Origin of the sequence: Mesorhizobium sp. M1334 (assembly GCF_040317995.1) — a bacterium.
In the GTDB taxonomy this organism is placed as follows: domain Bacteria; phylum Pseudomonadota; class Alphaproteobacteria; order Rhizobiales; family Rhizobiaceae; genus Mesorhizobium.
Map to the genome: position 1 here is coordinate 12,964 of NZ_JAMYLM010000039.1, position 18,671 is coordinate 31,634.

An 18,671-nucleotide genomic window follows, 5' to 3' on the forward strand; every position below is an offset into this window, starting at 1 on the left:
GTCTGGGCGAGGACCTCCAAATCTCCGCTACTTAGAAATCCGTTCGCGGTGCGTAGCTGCGAGCATGCTCATGTCGCGCGCCTCGGCGATGCGCGGCAGTAGAAATCCCTTTTTTCAACCTCAAAGAGGATCACCAAATGGCGCTTTCCACACCCTCAGGCTTTGCCTCTAGCGACCTGGTCTACGAGGAGAACTTCTCCGGTACGGCGCTCGACAGCGATTGGCATACCTACATCACCAGCAATGCCGCCAACGGCTGGCCATGGAATACCAATGGGTCGGGAGGAAGTACACCGGGCGGCCCATATAATGCCGACTACGATATGCCGAGCCAAGTGTCCGTGAACAACGGGACCTTGGATCTCACGGCGATCCAACAGCCCATCAGCGGCATGAATCAGGGGACGGCACAAACATTCCCGATCACGTCCGGCGCTGTCAGCAGCTACGGCAACTTCGAATTCAACGGCGGTTACCTTCAGATCAGCATGCAGGCGCCGAGTGGCGACGGCGCATGGCCAGGCCTCTGGATGATGCCCGGCCAAGGCGCGGGCAGCAGCGGCGACAATTTCGAGATCGATATACAGGAGGGTGGATTCACCGGTTCGGGGCCCACAGATCATAATTTCGCCTGGCACCTCCACGGGCCGTCAGGGGCGACCGGTGGCGTCGTCGACAGCGGCGTCGACCTCACGGCGGGCTTCCACACGTACGGCCTCAACTGGGTGCCCGGTGAATCGATCACCTGGTATCTGGACGGGAAGCAGATGGCGCAAGTGACCAGCGCACAGGCCGTGATCCCGGATGAACCGATGGAATTGATGATGAACAATGGGGTCGCGAATTCGAACGCGAGCGGATGGCATTCGGCTCTCGACAGCTCGACCCCATCGTCGATGCAGATGCAGGTCGACGAGGTGCAGCTCTATCAAAAGACAGGTAGCGGCGACACTGTCACGGGCGCGAACGTCGCTCCCCCAATCACTGGCTCGACCGGGACCGAGACTGGGTCTGGAACCGTGACTGTCCCTCCTTCCGGCGACACCAGCGATGGCACCTTGTACGGTACCAGCGGCGCCGATGTATTGCATGGAACCAGCGGCCACACGATGATCGGCTATGGCGGCAACGACACTTACTATGTCGATAATGCCAACGAGAAGGTGGTTGAGGCAGTGGGCGGCGGCAACGACAGTGTGATCGCCTCGGTGAGCTATGCGCTTTCGGCCGGCTCGGAGATCGAGCATCTCGCCACCAACAACCCGTCCGGCACGAAGACGATAAGCCTCACCGGTAACGAGTTCGCCCAGACCATCCAGGGCAATGCCGGCAACAATGTCATCAACGGCGGGCTCGGCGCCGACGTCTTGACCGGTTTGGGAGGCCACGATGCCTTCTCGTTCAATACTGCTCTTGGAGCCGGCAATGTCGATAAGATCACGGACTTCAAGCGCTCCCTTGACACGTTCCATCTCAGCGACACGGTTTTTGCCGGGCTTCAGCCGGGAGGGCTACCATCCAAAGCTTTCTTTGTTGGTGCAGCCGCGCATGACAGTTCCGATCATATCATCTACAACAGTGAAACTGGGGCGCTCTCTTTCGACAGTGACGGGGCCGGCGGCGCATCTCAAATACAGTTCGCCACTCTTTCCCCACATCTCTCGCTCGCCGCAGCCTCATTCTATGTGACCTGAAGGAACTCGGGGCTGCCGTGGCCGAATAAGGACTGGATAACAGCACCTCGAAGCCATCGTCCCGAACCGAAGTCAGCGTAGCAAAAAGCGGGAGCCCGGTTTTCGGAGAAGATCTGCCAAGCAAAAGAGATGGGGTTCCATCCCGATGCCATCGGGATGGAACAGGCTCTGGTTGTGAGCTTTCTGTAGGTTGTCCATTCGGACCGAACTGAGGAGACTGGAGTTACCAAGCTTCGGGTCCGAATGAACATCCCAGACAGGCACACGCAGCATCATCAGCTACTTTCGCTCTCCAATGATGCCACACAAGCAGCAAACACTGCGAGAGCGGTAAGAAGCCGGTTTGCAGCCGACGAAAGTTCGCCCTCCGGTTTCAACTCGAGAGCGCCGCAATCTGTCGAGGCGCAGCCGAAGCATGCGATACGCAAAGGCGGGAAGCGGTCGGCTCGAAGCTGGATGACCAAAGCCGGGTGTGGAAGGTCGAACTGGAAGAACTCGCTCGCGAGACAGGCCTCGCGCTCCACATTGCATCACCATCCGACGGGCACATCGACGTGGAGCAACATCGAACACCCCTGTTCTGCCGCATCACGCAAACTGGCGCGGACGGCGCCCTCCTCAATCGCGCGGCCCTGGTCGAGCTGATCGCAGTCACGACAACCAAACGGGCCTGAAGTTGGGCGCGCGGTCGATTCCGCGACCGGCGAAAAAAGGGAACAAGTGAACGATGTCGAGATGGAGGCGCTCGCCATCTAAGGCGACGCATTCGTTCCGGAATGGATCTACACCATCCGCCTGAGATCAGTGGCAAATCGGAGCAGTTGACGGGTCCTAGCCCGAGCTCCCTCCCCTGCGCAATAAGACCAATGCTTGCAGGTGACGCCGATTTGGGAAACTATTGACCCGCGAGGCCTCTCACGCGGTTGATGTGGTTCAGGTTGCCGCAGCTGAATTCGTGGCGATCTCTAAACCCGACCTCGTTGTGCTGGGAAATACAAGTGCTGACGTCGCGGCGCTCATTCCTGAAGCTCTTTGGCGCCGTGTCGCTCGCGACATTCGGTCTGGCGAGTTATGCGCTCGCGATTGAACCCCGGTTTCGACTGAGCGTCACGCGCTACAAGGTCCTACCGCCGCGCTGGCCGACCACTGCCAAGCCCCTGCGCATCGTCGTGATCGCTGACATCCACGCCTGCGAGCCTTGGATGCCGGTTTCCAGGATCGACGAGATCGTCGGTGTTTCGAATAGCCTGCAGCCCGACATCATCCTTCTCCTTGGCGACTATGTGATGGGCGTGCGGCCGCGCTATGCCACCGGGATCGTGCCCGACACTGTTTGGGGCAATTCACTTTCGAAACTTACCGCGCCACTTGGCTGCCACGCCATTCTCGGCAACCACGACTGGTGGCACGGTGTGGACAGCGTCCGCGCAGCCCTCGTGGACAATGGAATTCCGGTCCTCGAGAACACCGCCACGCTTATCCGTCAGCAGGATGGCCCAGCATTCTGGCTCGCGGGTCTTGGCGACCAGTGGGCCATGCAGTTTTCTCGCGGGGTGTACAAGGGCGTCGACGATCTGCCTGGAACAATGGCCGCAATACCGGACGACGGCAATCCGATATTGCTCCTCGCGCATGAACCGGACATCTTCATTACTGTCCCTGACCGTGTCAGCCTGACGTTATGCGGCCATACGCATGGCGGACAGGTGCGCTTGCCATTCATCGGCCCCCCCATCATCAATTCAGCCTACGGACAGCGCTTCGCCTATGGGCATATCGTCGAGGGTGGGCGGCACATGATCGTATCCGGGGGTTTGGGCGTATCGTGGCTGCCGGTGCGCTTCGGCGTGTCGCCGGAGATCATGGTCGTCGATATCGGCTCGAATAACTCTCGTCCTGTCGACGAACGACATCTGCTGTCCCAGAGAGACCTGCCGTGCGCGGACCGTTCCGCGCGAGGGTATTGATGGTCGTGTACATGCGGTCGGGGTTTCGCCGTGTTCCCATCGCCTTCCAACACGAACGCAGCACAGTCCCTCATCCTTTCTCCGGACGGGCGGAGTTCGGCGGATAGCTCTCGATTTCCACTAGAATGTCTTTAAGGAGCTGAGCCAGGCATCCAAAACACCTTTCTTCGACATTTTCGGGGAAGGGAAAACCTGAATGCGGTCAGCGGCAGCTTGCACCCCATCCTTGTCGTTGGCGCCAGAGCAGAACGCATCTTGGAGCATGCAAATGGCCATTCTTGCACGAGACCTCGTTTGGCCATCGGCGGGCATACTCCGATTGGATGAGGCGGCGCGAACCAGCGTTTTAGGACTACTCCAATTCCTGAAGGGGCCTGCGCCCGGCAGCGTGTTAGGACTGTTGCGCGCAACACCGGATCAAAACCGTGACCCTCGACATGCTCGGCCAAGCCAGGCCGAACACATTCGTCTTTGAAAGCAGTGCTCTCATCAAAGCCACTGGCTTTCGGGAATACGACGCGCGCTGGTGGTTCGGCCATGCAGACCGGGAGAAAAAGCCCGAACTCAACCTGATCGGCGTGCAGGCGATCGGCATGGCGCTTCGCACCTTGATCGGCCGAATAGGTGTAGTTCCCGACACCATCACTGGTCACTACTTGCATAACCGCCATCTAGAGGCGCGTTGCCAAACTCGTCGATGCCACAGCTGGCTTGGAAAAGTCGGGGCATTTCTTCTTCAACCCGCCGGTCGGGCGCGGCTAGGACGACGGGCTCCTCACGGCGATAGCTGTTTGCCAGATGCTCGACCGCAGCTTGGGCAAGACACCGGCGGACCTTTATCGCGATCTGCCGCTGACCTTGAGCACCCCGACAATGTCGCCCCACTGCCTAGAGGAGGTAAAACGCGTGGTCGCGATACTTGCGGGGGAATTCACGCAGGACGGGATCGAGTTCGCCAGCCATGCGCTGGCCAATCTCGTCACCGTGAATGGGAGCGTGTCGTTGCCCAGACGGCACGTAGGCTCTGGTCAGAGCCTTGTTGAACGAGCCCGAAATTGTTGTCGTCGTGGGAGGCCCCGTCTCGCCGGAGCGACGTCGCGAGATGTTCGGGGCTCTCAATGCCGTGCGGCGCCGCAATCCAAAGGTCGGAGCCTACAACTGAGAGGGACTGGACCATGTCGGACCGGATCATAAGTTTTGTCATGAGCGGGGGCGTCGGCTCACGGCTATGGCCGCTGTCGCGCGAAGACAATCCCAAGCAATTTCACGACGTTTCGGGCGACGGCTCCATGCTCGCGAAGACTGTCGGACGCCTCAAGGCGCGGCCGGACGGCGAGATGCCGATCTACCTGCTAGCTTCCGAACGGCATGCTGACCGCGTTATATCGGATATATATCCGCTCGGCCTGAACGGCGGCACACCGATTTTCGAACCCGTCGGCCGCAATACCGCCGCTGCGGTGGCCATAGCCACTTTGCACACGCTCTCCGAATTTGGTGGCGACGCGCTTGTGCTCATGGTCCCCTCCGACCATCAGATATCGACCGAATCGCAATTCTGGGAAACCGTCGAGGCGGGCATGCCTGCCGCCGATTCAGGAAGCATTGTCTTGTTCGGCATCAAGCCGACGCATCCCGAAACCGGGTACGGTTAAATCGAGGTTGCGGCAACTGGTGACGGAGTGCCCACCGTTTCCGTTTCGCGCTTTGTCGAAAAACCCAATGCCGAGGCGGCCCGCAACTATGTGTGTTCGGGAAGATTCTACTGGAACGCCGGCATCTTCCTGTTTCGTGCCGACACGATGCGGAAGGCATTTCTCGACTTCCGGCCGGACATCTGGGACACCGCGGAACGGGCCTATAAGGCTGCACGGACCGACGTCTCGGGCATCTACCTGCCCCAGGGCTTCTATTCGGCTGTCCCATCGACGTCGATCGACTACGCGGTCATGGAGCATGCACGTGGTATTGCGATGGTTACGGCTTCCTTCCGCTGGAACGACCTTGGATCATGGCAATCGCTGCTGGAAGCCAGTCCGACGGACCGCGACGGCAATGTCGTAATGGGCGACGTTGTCGCCATGGATTGCGGCAACTCCTATCTCCGGAGCCAGGGCAGACTGCTGACAGTCATCGGAATGAAAAATGTGGCGGTGGTGACGACACCGGACGCGGTTTTCGTCGCTCCTGTCAGCCACAGCCAGAATGTCAAGAAAGTCGTCGAACAACTCGAGAAGAGCGGACGACTCGAGACGAAGTTCACGGCGTCGGAAGACCGGGTCATCATCAGCGGGTCATGGCGGAAGCGCGTCGAACATTGGCTCTTCAACGAAACCCTGCCGCTGTGGTCCACTGCAGGTGTCGACGATGTGTATGGCGGCTTCCACGAGGCGCTCGGTTTCGATGCAAGGCCGCTGGGCAAACCCAAGCGCATGCGGACGATGGCTCGCCAGATTTACGCTTTCGCGGTGGCCAAAGAACGCGGCTGGGTCGGACCGGCCGACAAGCTCATCGACCACGGCATCGACTTCATCGCGAGACACGGCCGCACCGATCGCGGTGGCTGGGTGCGCACCCTTAATTCCGACGGCAGCGTGGCTGACCCGACGGAGGACGCCTACGACCATTCCTGCGTGCTCCTGGCGCTTGCCCATGCTCACCGATGCGGCCATCAGGATGCCCTGCAGTTGGCACAAGAGACGTTCCATTTCATCGACACCCATCTCGAGGACGTCAGCCTGAACGGCTTCCTCGAGACTCCCGGCTGGAAGGGGGTACGGTACTCGAACCCGCACATGCACATGCTGGAATCCTTCCTTGCCTGGCATGATGTCACCGGCGAGCGTGCATATCTCCGTCGGGCGGCACGCGTCGTCGATCTCTTCCGGTGCCATTTTTTCGACCAGGAGAGCTGGACGCTTGGGGAACATTTCGACGTCAATTGGCTGCCTTTGCCGGGAGACGAGGGACAATGGACCGAACCAGGGCACCATTTCGAATGGGCTTCGCTCCTCGTCGAGTTCGCGCGGGCAAGCGGGCAGAAAGACTTGGCAGCCTACGCCCGGAAGCTCTATTCGTCGGCGATCGCCAGCGGATTGAACCGGGCCACGGGCCTGGCTTATGCAGCCGTGTCGCGGCAGGGAATTCCCTTCGACCGGCTCTCCCGAAGCTGGCCCCAATGCGAGGCTGTCAAGGCGGCCGTCGCCCTGGACGGCATCGGAGGGCCTGATCTGAAACCCGAGATCGAAGCTCGTGTCGCCCGCCTCTTCAAATGGCATATCGAGCCCGCACCGCTTGGCTTGTGGATCGACAGGATTGACGAGCGCGGAAGGTCACTGGCAACGGAGGTCCCCGCGAGCATTTTCTACCACCTCGTGACGGCCCTGATGCAGTATTTGGACAAGACCGCAGGGCAGGTCGAACCTTTCCCGCTGCCAGCTTTGGATACGAGCAAGGGCGTTGCGATGCAGGGTTACGGCTGACCCAACTGTCCGCGTAGCCCCTTGTTGGTCAAACGATCAATAACGAAACTAGTACAAGATCGGGAGGAATACCCATGAAAGTGACAATCCTGGGGAACTATCCGCCCCACGCCTACAGGGGACTGATACAAGGCTCCGACCGAGAAGCTGCAATCAAGGCGGTGTTGGAAAGCGTTGGTGGCAAGGTGTCCCGTATGATGTTTACTCGCGGCGCCTATGATATTGTCATCAATGCTGAGGTTCCCGACCAGGCCGATGGGATGGACCTAGCACTGGCGGTGCGGTCAAACGGCTGGATAAAGGACCTCGTTGTCCTCGAAGAACTCGACATGAATGCGGTGCTCGCAGCTGCCAAAAAGGCTGCCGGCGTTTACAAGCTCACCGGATGATTGGACTGGCTGCACATTGAAGGCAGCACGGTTGCGATTGAACGCGCCGTGCTGCCAAGTCTCAAGGAAAGTCAAGCTGGGGTTTCGGAAAGCCGAAGCAGGCGCGGCATTGGTTCTGCTTCAATACCGCGCCGACAGCCAACGCGCCCGGCTCAGGGATCAGAAACGGAGGTCATGCCGAGTTAATTTTGGAATGTACACCCTAGAAGGTGCGCTTGACGGATCGGCTAGGTCCGGTTTTGTAGCGGTTTCTTGTCGGAGCGCTTCTTTATCTAATCGGAGCGCGACAAGGCAATCGAGATCACATTGTCAGTATCTGTTTCAGGTAGCTCGAACAGCATTGGCACAAATTGGCCGCTCGGGCGGCGTTCTCATGATCACCGTCTCTAAGCGAGCTCGGACTTAAACGTTCCAGGATCCCTATGGTCCTGACGCAGCGGGTGAAGCTAGCCGTCACTTGCCTACACACTGTGCGCCGCCACCAATCTCGCGTAGAAGGGCCTGGCCGAACCCGGCCCCGCGACGCGAGAAATCCATGCGAATAGTGTTGCCTGTTCTGTTGCTCGGCGCCGCCCTCGCCAGCCTGTCGCCCGCCCGGGCAACGGCCGGCGATTGCGGCGATGCCGCCGCCCTGGTGCGGCAGGCCTATCCCAAGGCCCAAAAGAGCGCCGACGGCGCGTCGTTCACGCTTGTACCCCATACGAGCATCGCCTCAACGCTCCCGGAGAGCGATGCGCCATTCGGCCTGGCCTGCAAGATCTGGCCGGCTCATGACGACCTGCTTTTGGTAGCGGTACCGCTGATCGACAGTGCTAACGGCGACCACCTGCATGTCGGCGACATCGAGCTACTGGTGGTCGATAGAAAGAGCTTGCGGGTGCGCCAGCGCCTGCTCCAGCCTGGACTGATGACCGATGATGCCATCGCGATCCGTAAGGTGGAATTCGACACCGGCCGCTATGCACTGGCCCCTGAGGTCACCGCCTTCGGCCTGCGCATCGAAATGGCAAACCATTCGCAGGCTACTCCCTTCACTGAAACCGACCTGCGGCTCTATGCCGTCGCCAGCGATGCGCTGCGCTTGGTGCTCGACGGCCTCGTGGTGGCCGGCTCTGGCGGCGATAGCGATGCCAGTTGCGCCGGATCCTTTCATTCCAGCTAGGTCAGCCTGGCGATGAGTCCGGCGCGCCACCACGGCTATCGTGACATCATTGCGGTCGAGCGGTCGACTACCGACAATCCCTCCCCCGACCGAATGCCAGTCCCATCCCGGCAAGCCTGTGAAGCGGACCTACCGGCTGCGCTATGACGGCAGCCGCTACGCGGTTCCCGCGGCACTCAAGGTGATGGGGTTGTGACGCCGCCGCACACGTCCTTGCCTTGGTTCGTCAATGCGATCAATTCCAGTTGAAAGGGTATCGACCGTTAATTCTCTCGTGGTAGGAGGCGCTCAAGGGGGCTCTTCCCAAAGGAGCTGATGATTTGTGGTGGTCAAGATTCAAAAGGGGTTTTGCAGGAACGTGGGACGACAGACTTGACGGGCTATTCTCCGCAAAGGTCGACTACACCGGAAAATCCATTCTCGATGTTGGCTGCAATATGGGCGTTGTCGCCTATGAGATATCCAAGCTGAAACCCAGCTCGATCCACGGGATCGACATTGCCAAGCCGCACATCGAGACTGCAAAAATGTTATTGAGCGGCTCCCCGGTTCATGCCCGGTTCGATCGCCTGAATCTTGGCAGCCGGCGCCTCGGCAATATCCTTCTACCGAAATACGATATCGTCCTGCTGCTGGCCGTCTATCAGCACATGCAGCGCAACATCGGCCCAGGCAAGGCGCGAAGGGTGCTTTCCAATATTGTGAGGCGCACCTCGAACGTTGTTGCCCGCGTTCCGCCGGGAACGGATGGCGAATTCATCGAAGCGCTTTCTGACGAGGGGTTTCAAGTCAAGAGCACCCACACGTCGCCCCTTGGCAGTCATGTGCTGGTGCTTGAGAAACCCGCCTTAGGAACTCCGCAGCCATAAGACGACACATCGCCGGTGGTGTTACCCTCCCGAACGTCATGGGCCAGCAGCAGGCGCCGACCCGCCGCCTGCTGCCGGGCCCGAACAGGACGGGCTCACGGGTCTTGCTGGAGGTCAAGGCTTTCCGGAGTTCGATTTCATTGCCGTTCCCCAAGGCAACGCCTTTCAACGCGAGTATCACGTGGTGCCGAGCCGCGCCTTCAGTGCCCGCAACGCCGGGCCGTTGCCCCGGTAGCCGCCGGGCATATTGTAACCAATCGGTGTAGGCTGCGGCAGACGCTGGTTTCGTGTGGTAGATTGCCTGCATGGAGATCGACACCGACAAGATCGACGATGCCGCTCTGGCCCTGCTTTGGCTAACCCTGCATGAACAGAGGCGCGCCTGGAAGGGATTGGATTGGGATACTCTGGATCGCCTGTACCAGAAGGGGCTGATCTCGAATCCAGCAAGCAAGGCTAAGTCGGTGGTTCTGACAGATGAGGGCCTGCGACGCGCGGAAGAACTGTTCCGCACCCTGTTCACGCGGCCGGGGCCATGAGCGTGGGGCGGGTGTTCCAGTTCCCCGGGGCGCGCAGCGCCCGTAGGGCAAGAGGCATGGCTACGATTTCTGGCGACGGTTTTGTGGTAGGTTTCGGGCGTCGCTTAACTAATCGTGGGGAACGATTTGAGCTACTTTGAAGGTTCGGCATGCGCAGCAATCCCCTCATACCATTGCTGCCTAATCTGGCGATGGCATAGTTTTCTCTCTAGCAAATGAAGGATCTGATCGTCTCTGCTTCGACAACTGCTACCAACCCGCAATCCACCTGCGCAGGGGCGGATGTTGACCACAGCAATCCCCCTCGATCGGGTGGCATTGCCAGCGAGCCCCAGACCATCCCTTACGCCCTTTAATGCCCAATCGATGATGCTGATGCGATCGTCTGTGATCCTCCGACCGTCTCGGAAGCGGCAGGCGAGGAGCCGTTTGCTTGATGCCTGAACGCCGAGGCCCAAGCTTGACCGGCTGGCCCACAACGGCTGTTGCGGCCCCGCCATCCGCTTCGCCGCGCATTCGCTGTTCCCGATTGTAGGTGGGACATCGCGGTAGAGGCGCCGTGCCGTAGTATTCGGGTTCCGAGTAATGAGCGCCATACGCGATTGCGTATACTTCGTCCTTATACGGGATCGCGTATATTTCTGAATTATACGGGATCGCGTATATTGACGATTAATGCGCGATCCCGTATACTGCTCCTCGGAGACCCATCATGACCGACCAGATTGCTCGCAACGCAAAACAACTCGGCGCCATCCTACGCCGCGCGCGTAGGCAGGCCGGTCTTACGCAAGGCTCGCTTGGTAACCAGATCCATCTGCGCCAGGGCACAGTGTCCCGCCTCGAGGCCGGCGAGCCGGCCGTGCAGCTCCGCACCTTGATGGCCGCTCTCTCCGCCCTCGACTTGGAACTCGTCGTTCGAGAGCGTAGCAAGAGCAGCTCCGCTGACATCGAGGACCTGTTCTGATGGCACGGCGCCCGGCTCACATCCCATTAAATGTCTTCCTGAACGGGCGCCTGGTGGGCGTGCTGCGCAGGGAATCGACGGGCGCCATCGACTTCCAATACGCCCACGAATGGCTGGACTGGCGTGGCACCTTCCCGGTCTCGCTCTCGCTTCCCCTGCGGGAGGACCGCTATATCGGCGCGCCCGTGATCAACGTCTTCGACAATCTCCTTCCGGATAGTGACGCGATACGCAGGCGCGTTGCCGAACGCGTCGGCGCCGACGGCACGGACGCATACAGCATGCTCGCCGCTCTCGGCCATGACTGCATTGGCGCGCTGCAGTTCCTGCCCGATGGCATGGATCCAGGCAATCCCGGCAGTATCGTCGGCAAGCCGGTCAGCAACGAGGACGTGGCGGGGATAATCAAGAACCTTGCGGCTGCTCCCCTCGGCCTTGGCGAGGATGAGGATTTCCGCATCTCGATTGCCGGCGCGCAGGAAAAGACCGCGCTGCTGCGCAAGGACGGGAGCTGGTACAAACCAGTCGGTACGACGGCGACCACTCATATCCTCAAGCCCCAGATTGGCCAGCTGCCGAACGGTATCGATCTCTCCAATAGCGTCGAGAACGAGTATCTGTGCCTCAAGCTGCTCCAGGCTTTCGGCGTTCCCGTCGCCCAAGCGGAGATCGCTGACTTCGGAGAGCGCCGCACGCTGATCGTAGAGCGCTTCGACCGGTGGTGGGCCCGCGACGGCCGCCTCTTGCGCCTGCCGCAGGAGGATATCTGTCAAGCGCTGTCGGTGCCGCCCACTCGCAAGTACCAGTCCGATGGCGGTCCCGGCATGCGGGAGATTATCGAGCTTCTGAAGGGCAGCGATACGCCTGATGAAGACATCGCCGTCTTCTTGCGCGCCTGCATTTTGTTCTGGCTGATTGGCGCGACCGACGGCCACGCTAAGAATTTCAGCATCTTTCTCGGCCCCGGCGGGGGATTCCGCATGACGCCCCTCTACGACGTGCTGAGCGCGCAGCCCAGCCTTGATGCCGGACAGATTCCCCGCAAGAAGTTCAAGCTAGCAATGTCGGTCGGCAAGAGCCGGCACTATTCGGTGCCTGACATCATGCCCCGCCACTTCATGCAGACCGCTGATCTTGCCGGGGTGGGCAGGCGTGCCATGCGCAGAATCTTCGAAGATATTGCTGGAAACGTGGAGAAGCAGGCCGACACCGCGATCGTCTCATTGCCACATGGCTTTCCTGAACAGCTTGTCGACTCGGTCAAGTCGGCCATAGGTAAGCGCGCCACCCTTCTCGCTCAGACCAAGGCTGACGCCGTCCATTGATCGAGGTGCGAAACGAACGGGCTGCGGGGCTATGCATTTTGCCGACCGAACCAGGCCGAATCCACCGACGGGCGATCAAGCCTGTGAGGCGGGCAGCCAGATCGCGGCCAGAAGTCACTGATACACATTCGTTTTCGCGCATGTGCCTGGAACTGCGCTCACGTCGCGGTGATCAGGCCTGACGCGTTCGTTTTGGTTGCGCAATCGTCGTCTAGCCAGATTTAGCAGCCTTGCCGCTGGCGACAAAATGCCGGTTGGCAAAATCCTCGTCGTAGCTCCTGGTCGCGCTGACCGCAGGCGGCGGCGCACCATTCAGGTGCGCGTCATGCTACGGCAGCGCGAAATACCGCGTCACCCGCCGCGGTGTCCCATTCCATAGTGCGGCCGAAACGCGGATACGTTCCGCGGGACACTTTTTCTTCTCCGACGCGCTCCCCGGCCGCAGAAGTCTCAACCGTGCCAGAGGTGAATTTTTGGCCCCTGAGCGATTATCATTGCGGGCCACAACCGACTTTGCGACATCCCTTCACTGATTCACTGCGGATCTAGCGCCAGAATGCGAAATCCGCTGTGAGGGTCGGGGCTCAGCAGCAACCGCTCAAGGTCGGTCCGACGTTGCAGGGCTGACGTGTTTTCATCGAGCCAAGACTGACTCTGGTACCGTGCCGGGAATGAGCTATAGTTCAGATACTAAGACGGCCGGGCGCTTGCACAATGGCTGGACTGGGTGAACAGATTGCGCGTCAGCAGCGCACCATGGGACCGCTTCTTGTGGCAGCAGTGGTTATCGGCCTTATCGGCCTGCCCGTCGCAGCCTGGCTCGACCTCCGAGACCTATCGGAACGGATGCTGCGCAGGCAAGCCAGCGAAATCAGCCGGATCATCGACGAAATGCGCGGATTCTACGGCAGCGACGTCGTGGGACGCGTGCTGCAGGCAGACGGCGCCGTGACTGCGACGCACAACTACCGGGACGTGCCGGGTGCGATCCCTATTCCAGCAACCCTCTCGATTGAACTCGGCAAGCGCATCAGCGCTCACGATGGGTCCGTCAAATATCGGTTCGTCTCCGATCTGCCCTTCAAAGGTCGCGCCCCCCACCAGCTCGATGTATTCGAGCGGAATGCAATCTTGGCTTTGCGCGCCAACCCGAAGGAGCCGATCATCGAAGTCTCGGGTTCACTGTTTGACCGGCAGGTCCGCGCCGCGGCCCCTGTTGTAATGGGACAAGTCTGCGTGACCTGCCATAACTCACACCCGGACAGCCCCAAGACGGATTGGAAGGTAGGGGATGTCCGAGGGATCCAGGAGATATCAGTCAATCAGCCTATCGCTGCGAACATCCTCACTTTCAAGTATCTGCTCGTATATTTCGGTTTCGCGGCGGCGGCGGGCCTGACGTTCATTCTCCTGCAGCGTCGGCAGTCCGCGTTGATTCAGGGGATCAACAAGGAGCTTTCGGAGGCAAACGACTTCCTGGCCGCGATTTCATTGAAGATCGCCAAATACCTTTCGCCTCAAATCTACAAAAGCATCTTCAGCGGCCAGAAGGACGTCACCATCGCGACCGAGCGCAAGAAGCTCACGATCTTTTTCTCCGACGTCAAGGATTTCACCGCGATCGTGGAACGGCTCCAGCCCGAGGACCTGACGCTTCTCCTCAATGAGTACTTCACCGAGATGTCGGCGATCGCCCTCAAACACGGCGGCACTGTGGACAAGTTCATCGGCGACGCGCTTCTTGTGTTCTTCGGCGACCCCGAGACGCAAGGCGTCGAGGAAGACGCGAGAGCCTGCTTGCGCATGGCTGTCGACATGCAGCGTCGGGTGGAGCAGTTGAATAGGGTGTGGCATGACCGCGGAGTTGAACGGCCCTTCCGAGCTCGCATGGGCATCAACACGGGCTATTGCAATGTTGGGAACTTCGGTTCCGACGATCGGATGGACTACACGATCATTGGAGCCGAAGCGAACTTGGCGGCGCGTCTGCAGTCGATTGCCGAGCCCGGCGGCATCTGCCTCAGCTATGAGACTTACGCGCTCGTGCGCGACCTTGTCCGGGCGCGTCCGTTGGCACCGATTGCGATGAAGGGGATCAGCCGGGAGGTTGTCCCCTACGAAGTCGAGGGCCTCCTGGGTGAACTCGCCCAGCGCCCTCAGGTCATCAGCGAGCACGCGACTGGCCTCGACTTGTTCCTCGATGTTGAGGCAATCGACGAGAACGGGGTCGAGCGGGCGAAGAAACGACTTTCGGAGGCGCTCCTGGCCTTATCCATCCGAAGCAAGCCCGCCGCATTTTAGGTTCTTGAACGTGATGCAATCTGGACCGTGGCCAGCCACGTAAGTCGGGTTCAACACCGTTCAGCCGCGCCAGGTCCCGGCCAGGAGTTCGCGCGCATGATCCTCGTCATCAGCGCCGTCAAGGCCGAGGAGTCGATGAACATCAGTCATTCCCGTACAGGTTGTCGCGAAACGCCTTGTCGGCGCGCCTGGCTTGCCCCTGGCTCGCAGATCATGGCAGAACGTGACGCCGATCTCCACCAGGGACCATCTAGCCTGTTCGCGCTCAAGCTCATGCTTGAGCGCGGCATGGATGGCCTCTGTCAGACCAGTCCTCTTAAGCGGTAAGACCGTATGTCCGCCTCTGTCAGTGAGGTGGCTCGCCCTACACTGCGCGTCCGAGGGTTGCTCGGGCGGGCCGAGCCGATCCTCATCACAGGAGGACGAGCCGTGGCAGATCATAGGGAAGCATTTGTCGGAATCGATGTCGCGAAGCTAAGGAACGCCATCGCGATTGCGGACGCCGGCCGAGAGGGAGAGGTTCGCTTCTGCGGCGAGGTCGACGCGTCGGATGTGAGCATGCGCCGAGTTATCCAGCGGATCGCCGCCAAGTTCGATCGGGTGTATTTCTGCTACGAGGCCGGTCCGACCGGCTATGGTCTCTATCGGCTGATCCGATCGCTCGGCCATGAATGCATGGTGGTCGCCCCATCGCTGATCCCAAGGAAGCCCGGCGATCGGGTGAAGACGAACCGCCGGGATGCTCTTGCGTTGGCTCGACTGCTGCGCGCCGGCGAACTGACGGCGGTGTGGGTTCCCCATGAAGGTCACGAAGCCATGCGGGATCTCGTCCGCGCCCGGGCGGCCGCAGTCGAGACGCTTCGCGTCCACCGGCAGCATGTGAGCGCCTTCATGCTCAAGCACGGACGTATCTATCCTCGCAGGAAGGGCTGGACGATGCGCTATCTGCGCTGGCTGCAGGAGCAACCGTTCGATCACCCGGCGCATCAGATCGCGCTTCAGGAAATGGTCGAAGCGATCCGCGTCTCGAAAGAGCGGGTCGAGCGACTTGAGGGTGTGATCGAGGAGTTCATTGCGACCTGGTCCCTGGCGCCGATCGTGCGGGCACTGCAGACCCTGAGGGGCGTAGACCTAATCGTTGCCGTGACATTCGCCACCGAGGTTGGCGACGTGCAGCGGTTCGAGAGCCCACGCCAACTCATGGGTTATCTTGGCCTCGTTCCCGGCGAACGATCGACCGGCGAGACAGTCAGACGGGGCGGCATCACTAAGGCAGGGAACGGCCGGGTTCGCCATATGCTGGTCGAGAGCGCATGGACGTACAGGCATCCTCCCAAGGTAGGCAAGATGAAGCTGTATCGGCTGGAGCAAGCTCCACCGAAGGTGCGCGAGATCGCATGGAAGGCCCAAACACGGCTGACCGCCCGCTATCGAATGTTGAGCGGACGCGGCAAGAGGACAACGGTGGTGTGCACAGCGATCGCCCGTGAACTGGCCGGCTTCATGTGGGCCGTTGCAAGGGAGGCCCAGGCGATCAGGTCGTAGACCTGCGACGGCTTTCATCTCGCGCATGGGCGGAGGCGGGACCCGGCAGGGGAAATGCCCGTCAGACGCTTTGTGGCCGGCAACATGGCCGACGCCCGCAGTAAGATAGGAACAGCCCCGGACGCACAATCGGGAATGCGGTAGCCAATCCGCGCATCAGAGCTTGATCACCGACGTCCTTCAGTTCCGCCTCCACCCATGCGCGATCATCAGAATGAGCAGCCGTTCCTCGGATCGGGCGACCTCCTGCGTTCCAAACCTTGACAGCGGACATCAGAGCGCTGTTGTGGGACCACCTTTCGGGAGTGGTCGCGATCTGTGAGGTTGCCGATCCTGTATTGGGATCGGAGATCGGCTTGTGTCTGGACTTGACCTTACGCTTGACCCGGAGCGGCAGCTTCGGCGTTTCGAGGTGATCAACGGGGCCGGCGGTCGGCGTCATTGGTCGGTGGACGATAAGGCGCGGATCATCGCGGAGACGCTGGAGCCGAACGCAATCATTTCCGAGGTCGCCCGTCGGTATGGCCTTAGGCCGCAGCAGGTCTTCGCCTGGCGCCGCGAAGCGCGCAAACAGGTCGCTTCGGTGCAGCAAGATTCTCCTGCCTTTGTGCCGGCGGTTGTGGCGGCGGCGGAACCTGTAGCCAGCCGTTCACCGAAGCAGCGGAAACGGCAAGCCACCCGAGATGCAGGCATGATCGAGCTTGAGATCGACGGCATCGCGATGCGCGTCGGCCGGGGCGCCGATACCAAGACGGTGGCCGCAGTGATCCGCGCGCTGAAGGCGACGTCGTGATCGGGCCGACGGGTGCGGTCAAAGTCATGGTGGCGACGAAGCCGGTCGACTTCCGCAAGGGCGCGGAGGGATTGGCGGCACTGGTGCGAGAGACGATGGGGGCCGATCCGTTCAGCGGGGCCGTTTACGTCTTCCGGGCGAAGCGGATTGACCGGATCAAGCTGATCTTCTGGGATGGCACCGGGGTCTGCCTCTACGCCAAGCGTTTGGAGGATGGGGAGTTCCGCTGGCCGAAAGTACATGACGGCATGATGCGGCTGACGGCCGCGCAGCTCTCGGCGCTACTCGAAGGTCTCGACTGGCGGCGAGTCCATGAGGCGCGCCGGACCCGCGTTCCAGCCCAGGCCGGCTGACCCGCGACGAAGTGAATCAGTCTGGATTCCGCTGTCGCGGGCTGTCGGCGAATATGGTCTGATCCTGTCATGGCGATGACTGCGGACCAGCTTCCCGACGATCCGGACGCGCTGAAGGCCCTGGCGCGCGACGTCGAGAACGCCCGCCTTCACCAGATCATCAAGGAATTGCAGCGCCACCGCTTCGGCCGTCGTGCTGAGACGCTCCCCGAGGATCAATTGCTGCTGGGGCTCGAAGAGGCCGAGCAGTTCGAGGCGGCCGGCGAGGAAGAGAAGGCACAGACCGCTCCTGGCGAACGTCAGGCGCGTGTCGCAAAGCGCCGAGCGAACCGGGGCGCGCTGCCGGCACACCTTCCTCGCGTGGAGATGGTCGTCGACATCGAGGATCAAGCCTGCCCGTGCTGCCGCAATGGTCTGCATCGCATCGGCGAGGACGTGAGCGAGCGGCTCGACATCGTTCCGGCGCAGCTGCGTGTGATCGTCGTACGGCGGCCCAAATATGCCTGCCGCGCCTGTGAGGACATGGTGATCCAAGCTCCCGCACTCGCCCGGCTGATCGAGGGTGGTCTTCCAACCGAGGCAACGGTCGCCCAGGTCCTGGTCTCAAAATGCCGATCATCTGCCGCTCTATCGTCAGGCGCAGATCTACGCCCGGCAGGGCGTCAATCTCGATCGCTCCACGCTCGCCGACTGGGTCGGCCGCGCCGCCTGGCACCTGCGTCCGGTGCATGAGCGGCTGCTTAGCAAGTTGAAGGCGTCGCCAAAACTCTTCGCTGACGAGACGACCGCGCCGGTGCTCGATCCGGGCCGCGGCAAGACCAAGACTGGGCAGCTCTGGGCCTATGCCCGCGATGACCGGCCATGGGAGGGGAGCGACCCGCCGGGCGTCGCCTATGTCTATGCGCCGGACCGAAAGGCCGAGCGGCCGATCGCTCATCTCGCAGGATTTGGCGGAATCCTGCAGGTCGACGGCTATGGCGGCTATCGTGTGCTGGCCGAAAAGAGTGGCGTCACGCTCGCCTTCTGCTGGGCACACGTGCGCCGACGCTTCTATCAACTGGCGGCAGCCGGTCCCGCGCCGATCGCCAGCGAGGCGCTGAGACGGATCGCCGAGCTCTACAAGATCGAGGACGGCATCCGTGGCCGATCGGCCGAGGAGCGCCGTGCGATGCGACAGGAAAATAGCCGCGCTATTGTCGCCGATCTCGAACCCTGGTTGCGCGAAAAGCTCGGCCTGATCAGCCAGAAGACAAAGCTCGCCGAGGCGATCCGCTACGCTCTCTCG

Annotated in this window: 14 protein-coding genes and 4 pseudogenes; 17 read left to right on the plus strand and 1 reads right to left on the minus strand. The window is 60.9% G+C overall.

Features of this window, described 5'->3' with window-relative positions; all coding sequences use genetic code 11:
• Positions 1-137: 137 nt before the first annotated feature.
• The 11 genes and pseudogenes from NKH17_RS31630 to NKH17_RS31675 all read left to right on the plus strand — a co-directional run bounded on the left by NKH17_RS31630 (position 138) and on the right by NKH17_RS31675 (position 12,394).
• On the plus strand, positions 138-1,694 hold the full coding sequence (locus NKH17_RS31630) for a family 16 glycosylhydrolase (protein ID WP_352806209.1): 1,557 nt from the start codon (positions 138-140) through the stop codon (positions 1,692-1,694).
• A gap of 470 nt (positions 1,695-2,164) precedes the next feature.
• Positions 2,165-2,368 (plus strand): hypothetical protein, encoded by a 204-nt coding sequence (locus tag NKH17_RS31635; RefSeq protein ID WP_352806212.1) that lies wholly within the window; start codon positions 2,165-2,167, stop codon positions 2,366-2,368.
• A gap of 324 nt (positions 2,369-2,692) precedes the next feature.
• Entirely contained in the window at positions 2,693-3,661 is a 969-nt protein-coding gene (locus NKH17_RS31640; protein ID WP_352806215.1) for a metallophosphoesterase, read from the plus strand.
• 675 nt (positions 3,662-4,336) lie between these two features.
• Positions 4,337-4,823: pseudogene (locus NKH17_RS33550) on the plus strand (phosphomannomutase/phosphoglucomutase); the annotation flags it as partial.
• 13 nt (positions 4,824-4,836) lie between these two features.
• Positions 4,837-7,143: pseudogene (locus NKH17_RS31645) on the plus strand (AGE family epimerase/isomerase).
• A gap of 74 nt (positions 7,144-7,217) precedes the next feature.
• Entirely contained in the window at positions 7,218-7,532 is a 315-nt protein-coding gene (locus NKH17_RS31650) for a GYD domain-containing protein (RefSeq protein WP_352806218.1), read from the plus strand.
• 559 nt (positions 7,533-8,091) lie between these two features.
• Positions 8,092-8,694, plus strand: a complete 603-nt coding sequence (locus NKH17_RS31655) for a PA3715 family protein (protein ID WP_352973347.1) — start codon at positions 8,092-8,094, stop codon at positions 8,692-8,694.
• A 320-nt stretch (positions 8,695-9,014) separates the two neighbouring features.
• Positions 9,015-9,563: a class I SAM-dependent methyltransferase gene (locus NKH17_RS31660; RefSeq protein WP_352902749.1), complete on the plus strand. Its 549-nt coding sequence runs from the start codon at positions 9,015-9,017 to the stop codon at positions 9,561-9,563.
• A 305-nt stretch (positions 9,564-9,868) separates the two neighbouring features.
• Entirely contained in the window at positions 9,869-10,102 is a 234-nt protein-coding gene (locus NKH17_RS31665) for a DUF6429 family protein (protein WP_254819737.1), read from the plus strand.
• Positions 10,103-10,814: 712 nt separating this feature from the next.
• Positions 10,815-11,069, plus strand: a complete 255-nt coding sequence (locus NKH17_RS31670) for a helix-turn-helix domain-containing protein (protein ID WP_352902751.1) — start codon at positions 10,815-10,817, stop codon at positions 11,067-11,069.
• Entirely contained in the window at positions 11,069-12,394 is a 1,326-nt protein-coding gene (locus NKH17_RS31675) for a type II toxin-antitoxin system HipA family toxin (RefSeq protein ID WP_352902753.1), read from the plus strand. Before NKH17_RS31670 ends, NKH17_RS31675 begins: the two co-directional genes overlap by 1 nt.
• Before the next feature lie 211 nt (positions 12,395-12,605).
• Here the strand turns inward: NKH17_RS31675 and NKH17_RS31680 are convergent.
• A pseudogene (locus tag NKH17_RS31680) lies at positions 12,606-12,792 on the minus strand (3'(2'),5'-bisphosphate nucleotidase CysQ); the annotation flags it as partial.
• A gap of 316 nt (positions 12,793-13,108) precedes the next feature.
• Here NKH17_RS31680 and NKH17_RS31685 point away from each other — a divergent pair.
• The 6 genes and pseudogenes from NKH17_RS31685 to tnpC all read left to right on the plus strand — a co-directional run.
• Positions 13,109-14,695 (plus strand): adenylate/guanylate cyclase domain-containing protein, encoded by a 1,587-nt coding sequence (locus NKH17_RS31685; RefSeq protein WP_352902754.1) that lies wholly within the window; start codon positions 13,109-13,111, stop codon positions 14,693-14,695.
• Positions 14,696-14,791: 96 nt separating this feature from the next.
• A complete protein-coding gene (locus NKH17_RS31690) occupies positions 14,792-15,022 on the plus strand; it encodes a hypothetical protein (protein ID WP_352902756.1) in 231 nt (76 codons plus the stop codon).
• Between the two features lie 102 nt (positions 15,023-15,124).
• The gene (locus NKH17_RS31695; RefSeq protein ID WP_352902757.1) at positions 15,125-16,240 is read left to right on the plus strand and encodes an IS110 family RNA-guided transposase; all 1,116 of its coding nucleotides are present in this window, start codon (positions 15,125-15,127) and stop codon (positions 16,238-16,240) included.
• 412 nt (positions 16,241-16,652) lie between these two features.
• The gene (gene tnpA, locus NKH17_RS31700) at positions 16,653-17,033 is read left to right on the plus strand and encodes an IS66-like element accessory protein TnpA (protein ID WP_352973351.1); all 381 of its coding nucleotides are present in this window, start codon (positions 16,653-16,655) and stop codon (positions 17,031-17,033) included.
• Positions 17,030-17,386 (plus strand): IS66 family insertion sequence element accessory protein TnpB, encoded by a 357-nt coding sequence (gene tnpB, locus NKH17_RS31705; protein ID WP_352902762.1) that lies wholly within the window; start codon positions 17,030-17,032, stop codon positions 17,384-17,386. Before tnpA ends, tnpB begins: the two co-directional genes overlap by 4 nt.
• 69 nt (positions 17,387-17,455) lie before the next feature.
• Positions 17,456-18,671 (plus strand): annotated as a pseudogene (tnpC, locus tag NKH17_RS31710) (IS66 family transposase); the annotation flags it as partial.

What these genes read in the sequence shown, in the direction of transcription:
- NKH17_RS31630 (WP_352806209.1), top strand. Translation starts at nt 138, where the DNA reads ATGGCGCTTTCCACACCCTCAGGCTTTGCCTCTAGCGACCTGGTCTAC.
- NKH17_RS31650 (WP_352806218.1), top strand. Translation starts at nt 7,218, where the DNA reads ATGAAAGTGACAATCCTGGGGAACTATCCGCCCCACGCCTACAGGGGA.
- NKH17_RS31665 (WP_254819737.1), top strand. Translation starts at nt 9,869, where the DNA reads ATGGAGATCGACACCGACAAGATCGACGATGCCGCTCTGGCCCTGCTT.
- NKH17_RS31670 (WP_352902751.1), top strand. Translation starts at nt 10,815, where the DNA reads ATGACCGACCAGATTGCTCGCAACGCAAAACAACTCGGCGCCATCCTA.
- NKH17_RS31675 (WP_352902753.1), top strand. Translation starts at nt 11,069, where the DNA reads ATGGCACGGCGCCCGGCTCACATCCCATTAAATGTCTTCCTGAACGGG.
- NKH17_RS31685 (WP_352902754.1), top strand. Translation starts at nt 13,109, where the DNA reads ATGGCTGGACTGGGTGAACAGATTGCGCGTCAGCAGCGCACCATGGGA.
- NKH17_RS31690 (WP_352902756.1), top strand. Translation starts at nt 14,792, where the DNA reads ATGATCCTCGTCATCAGCGCCGTCAAGGCCGAGGAGTCGATGAACATC.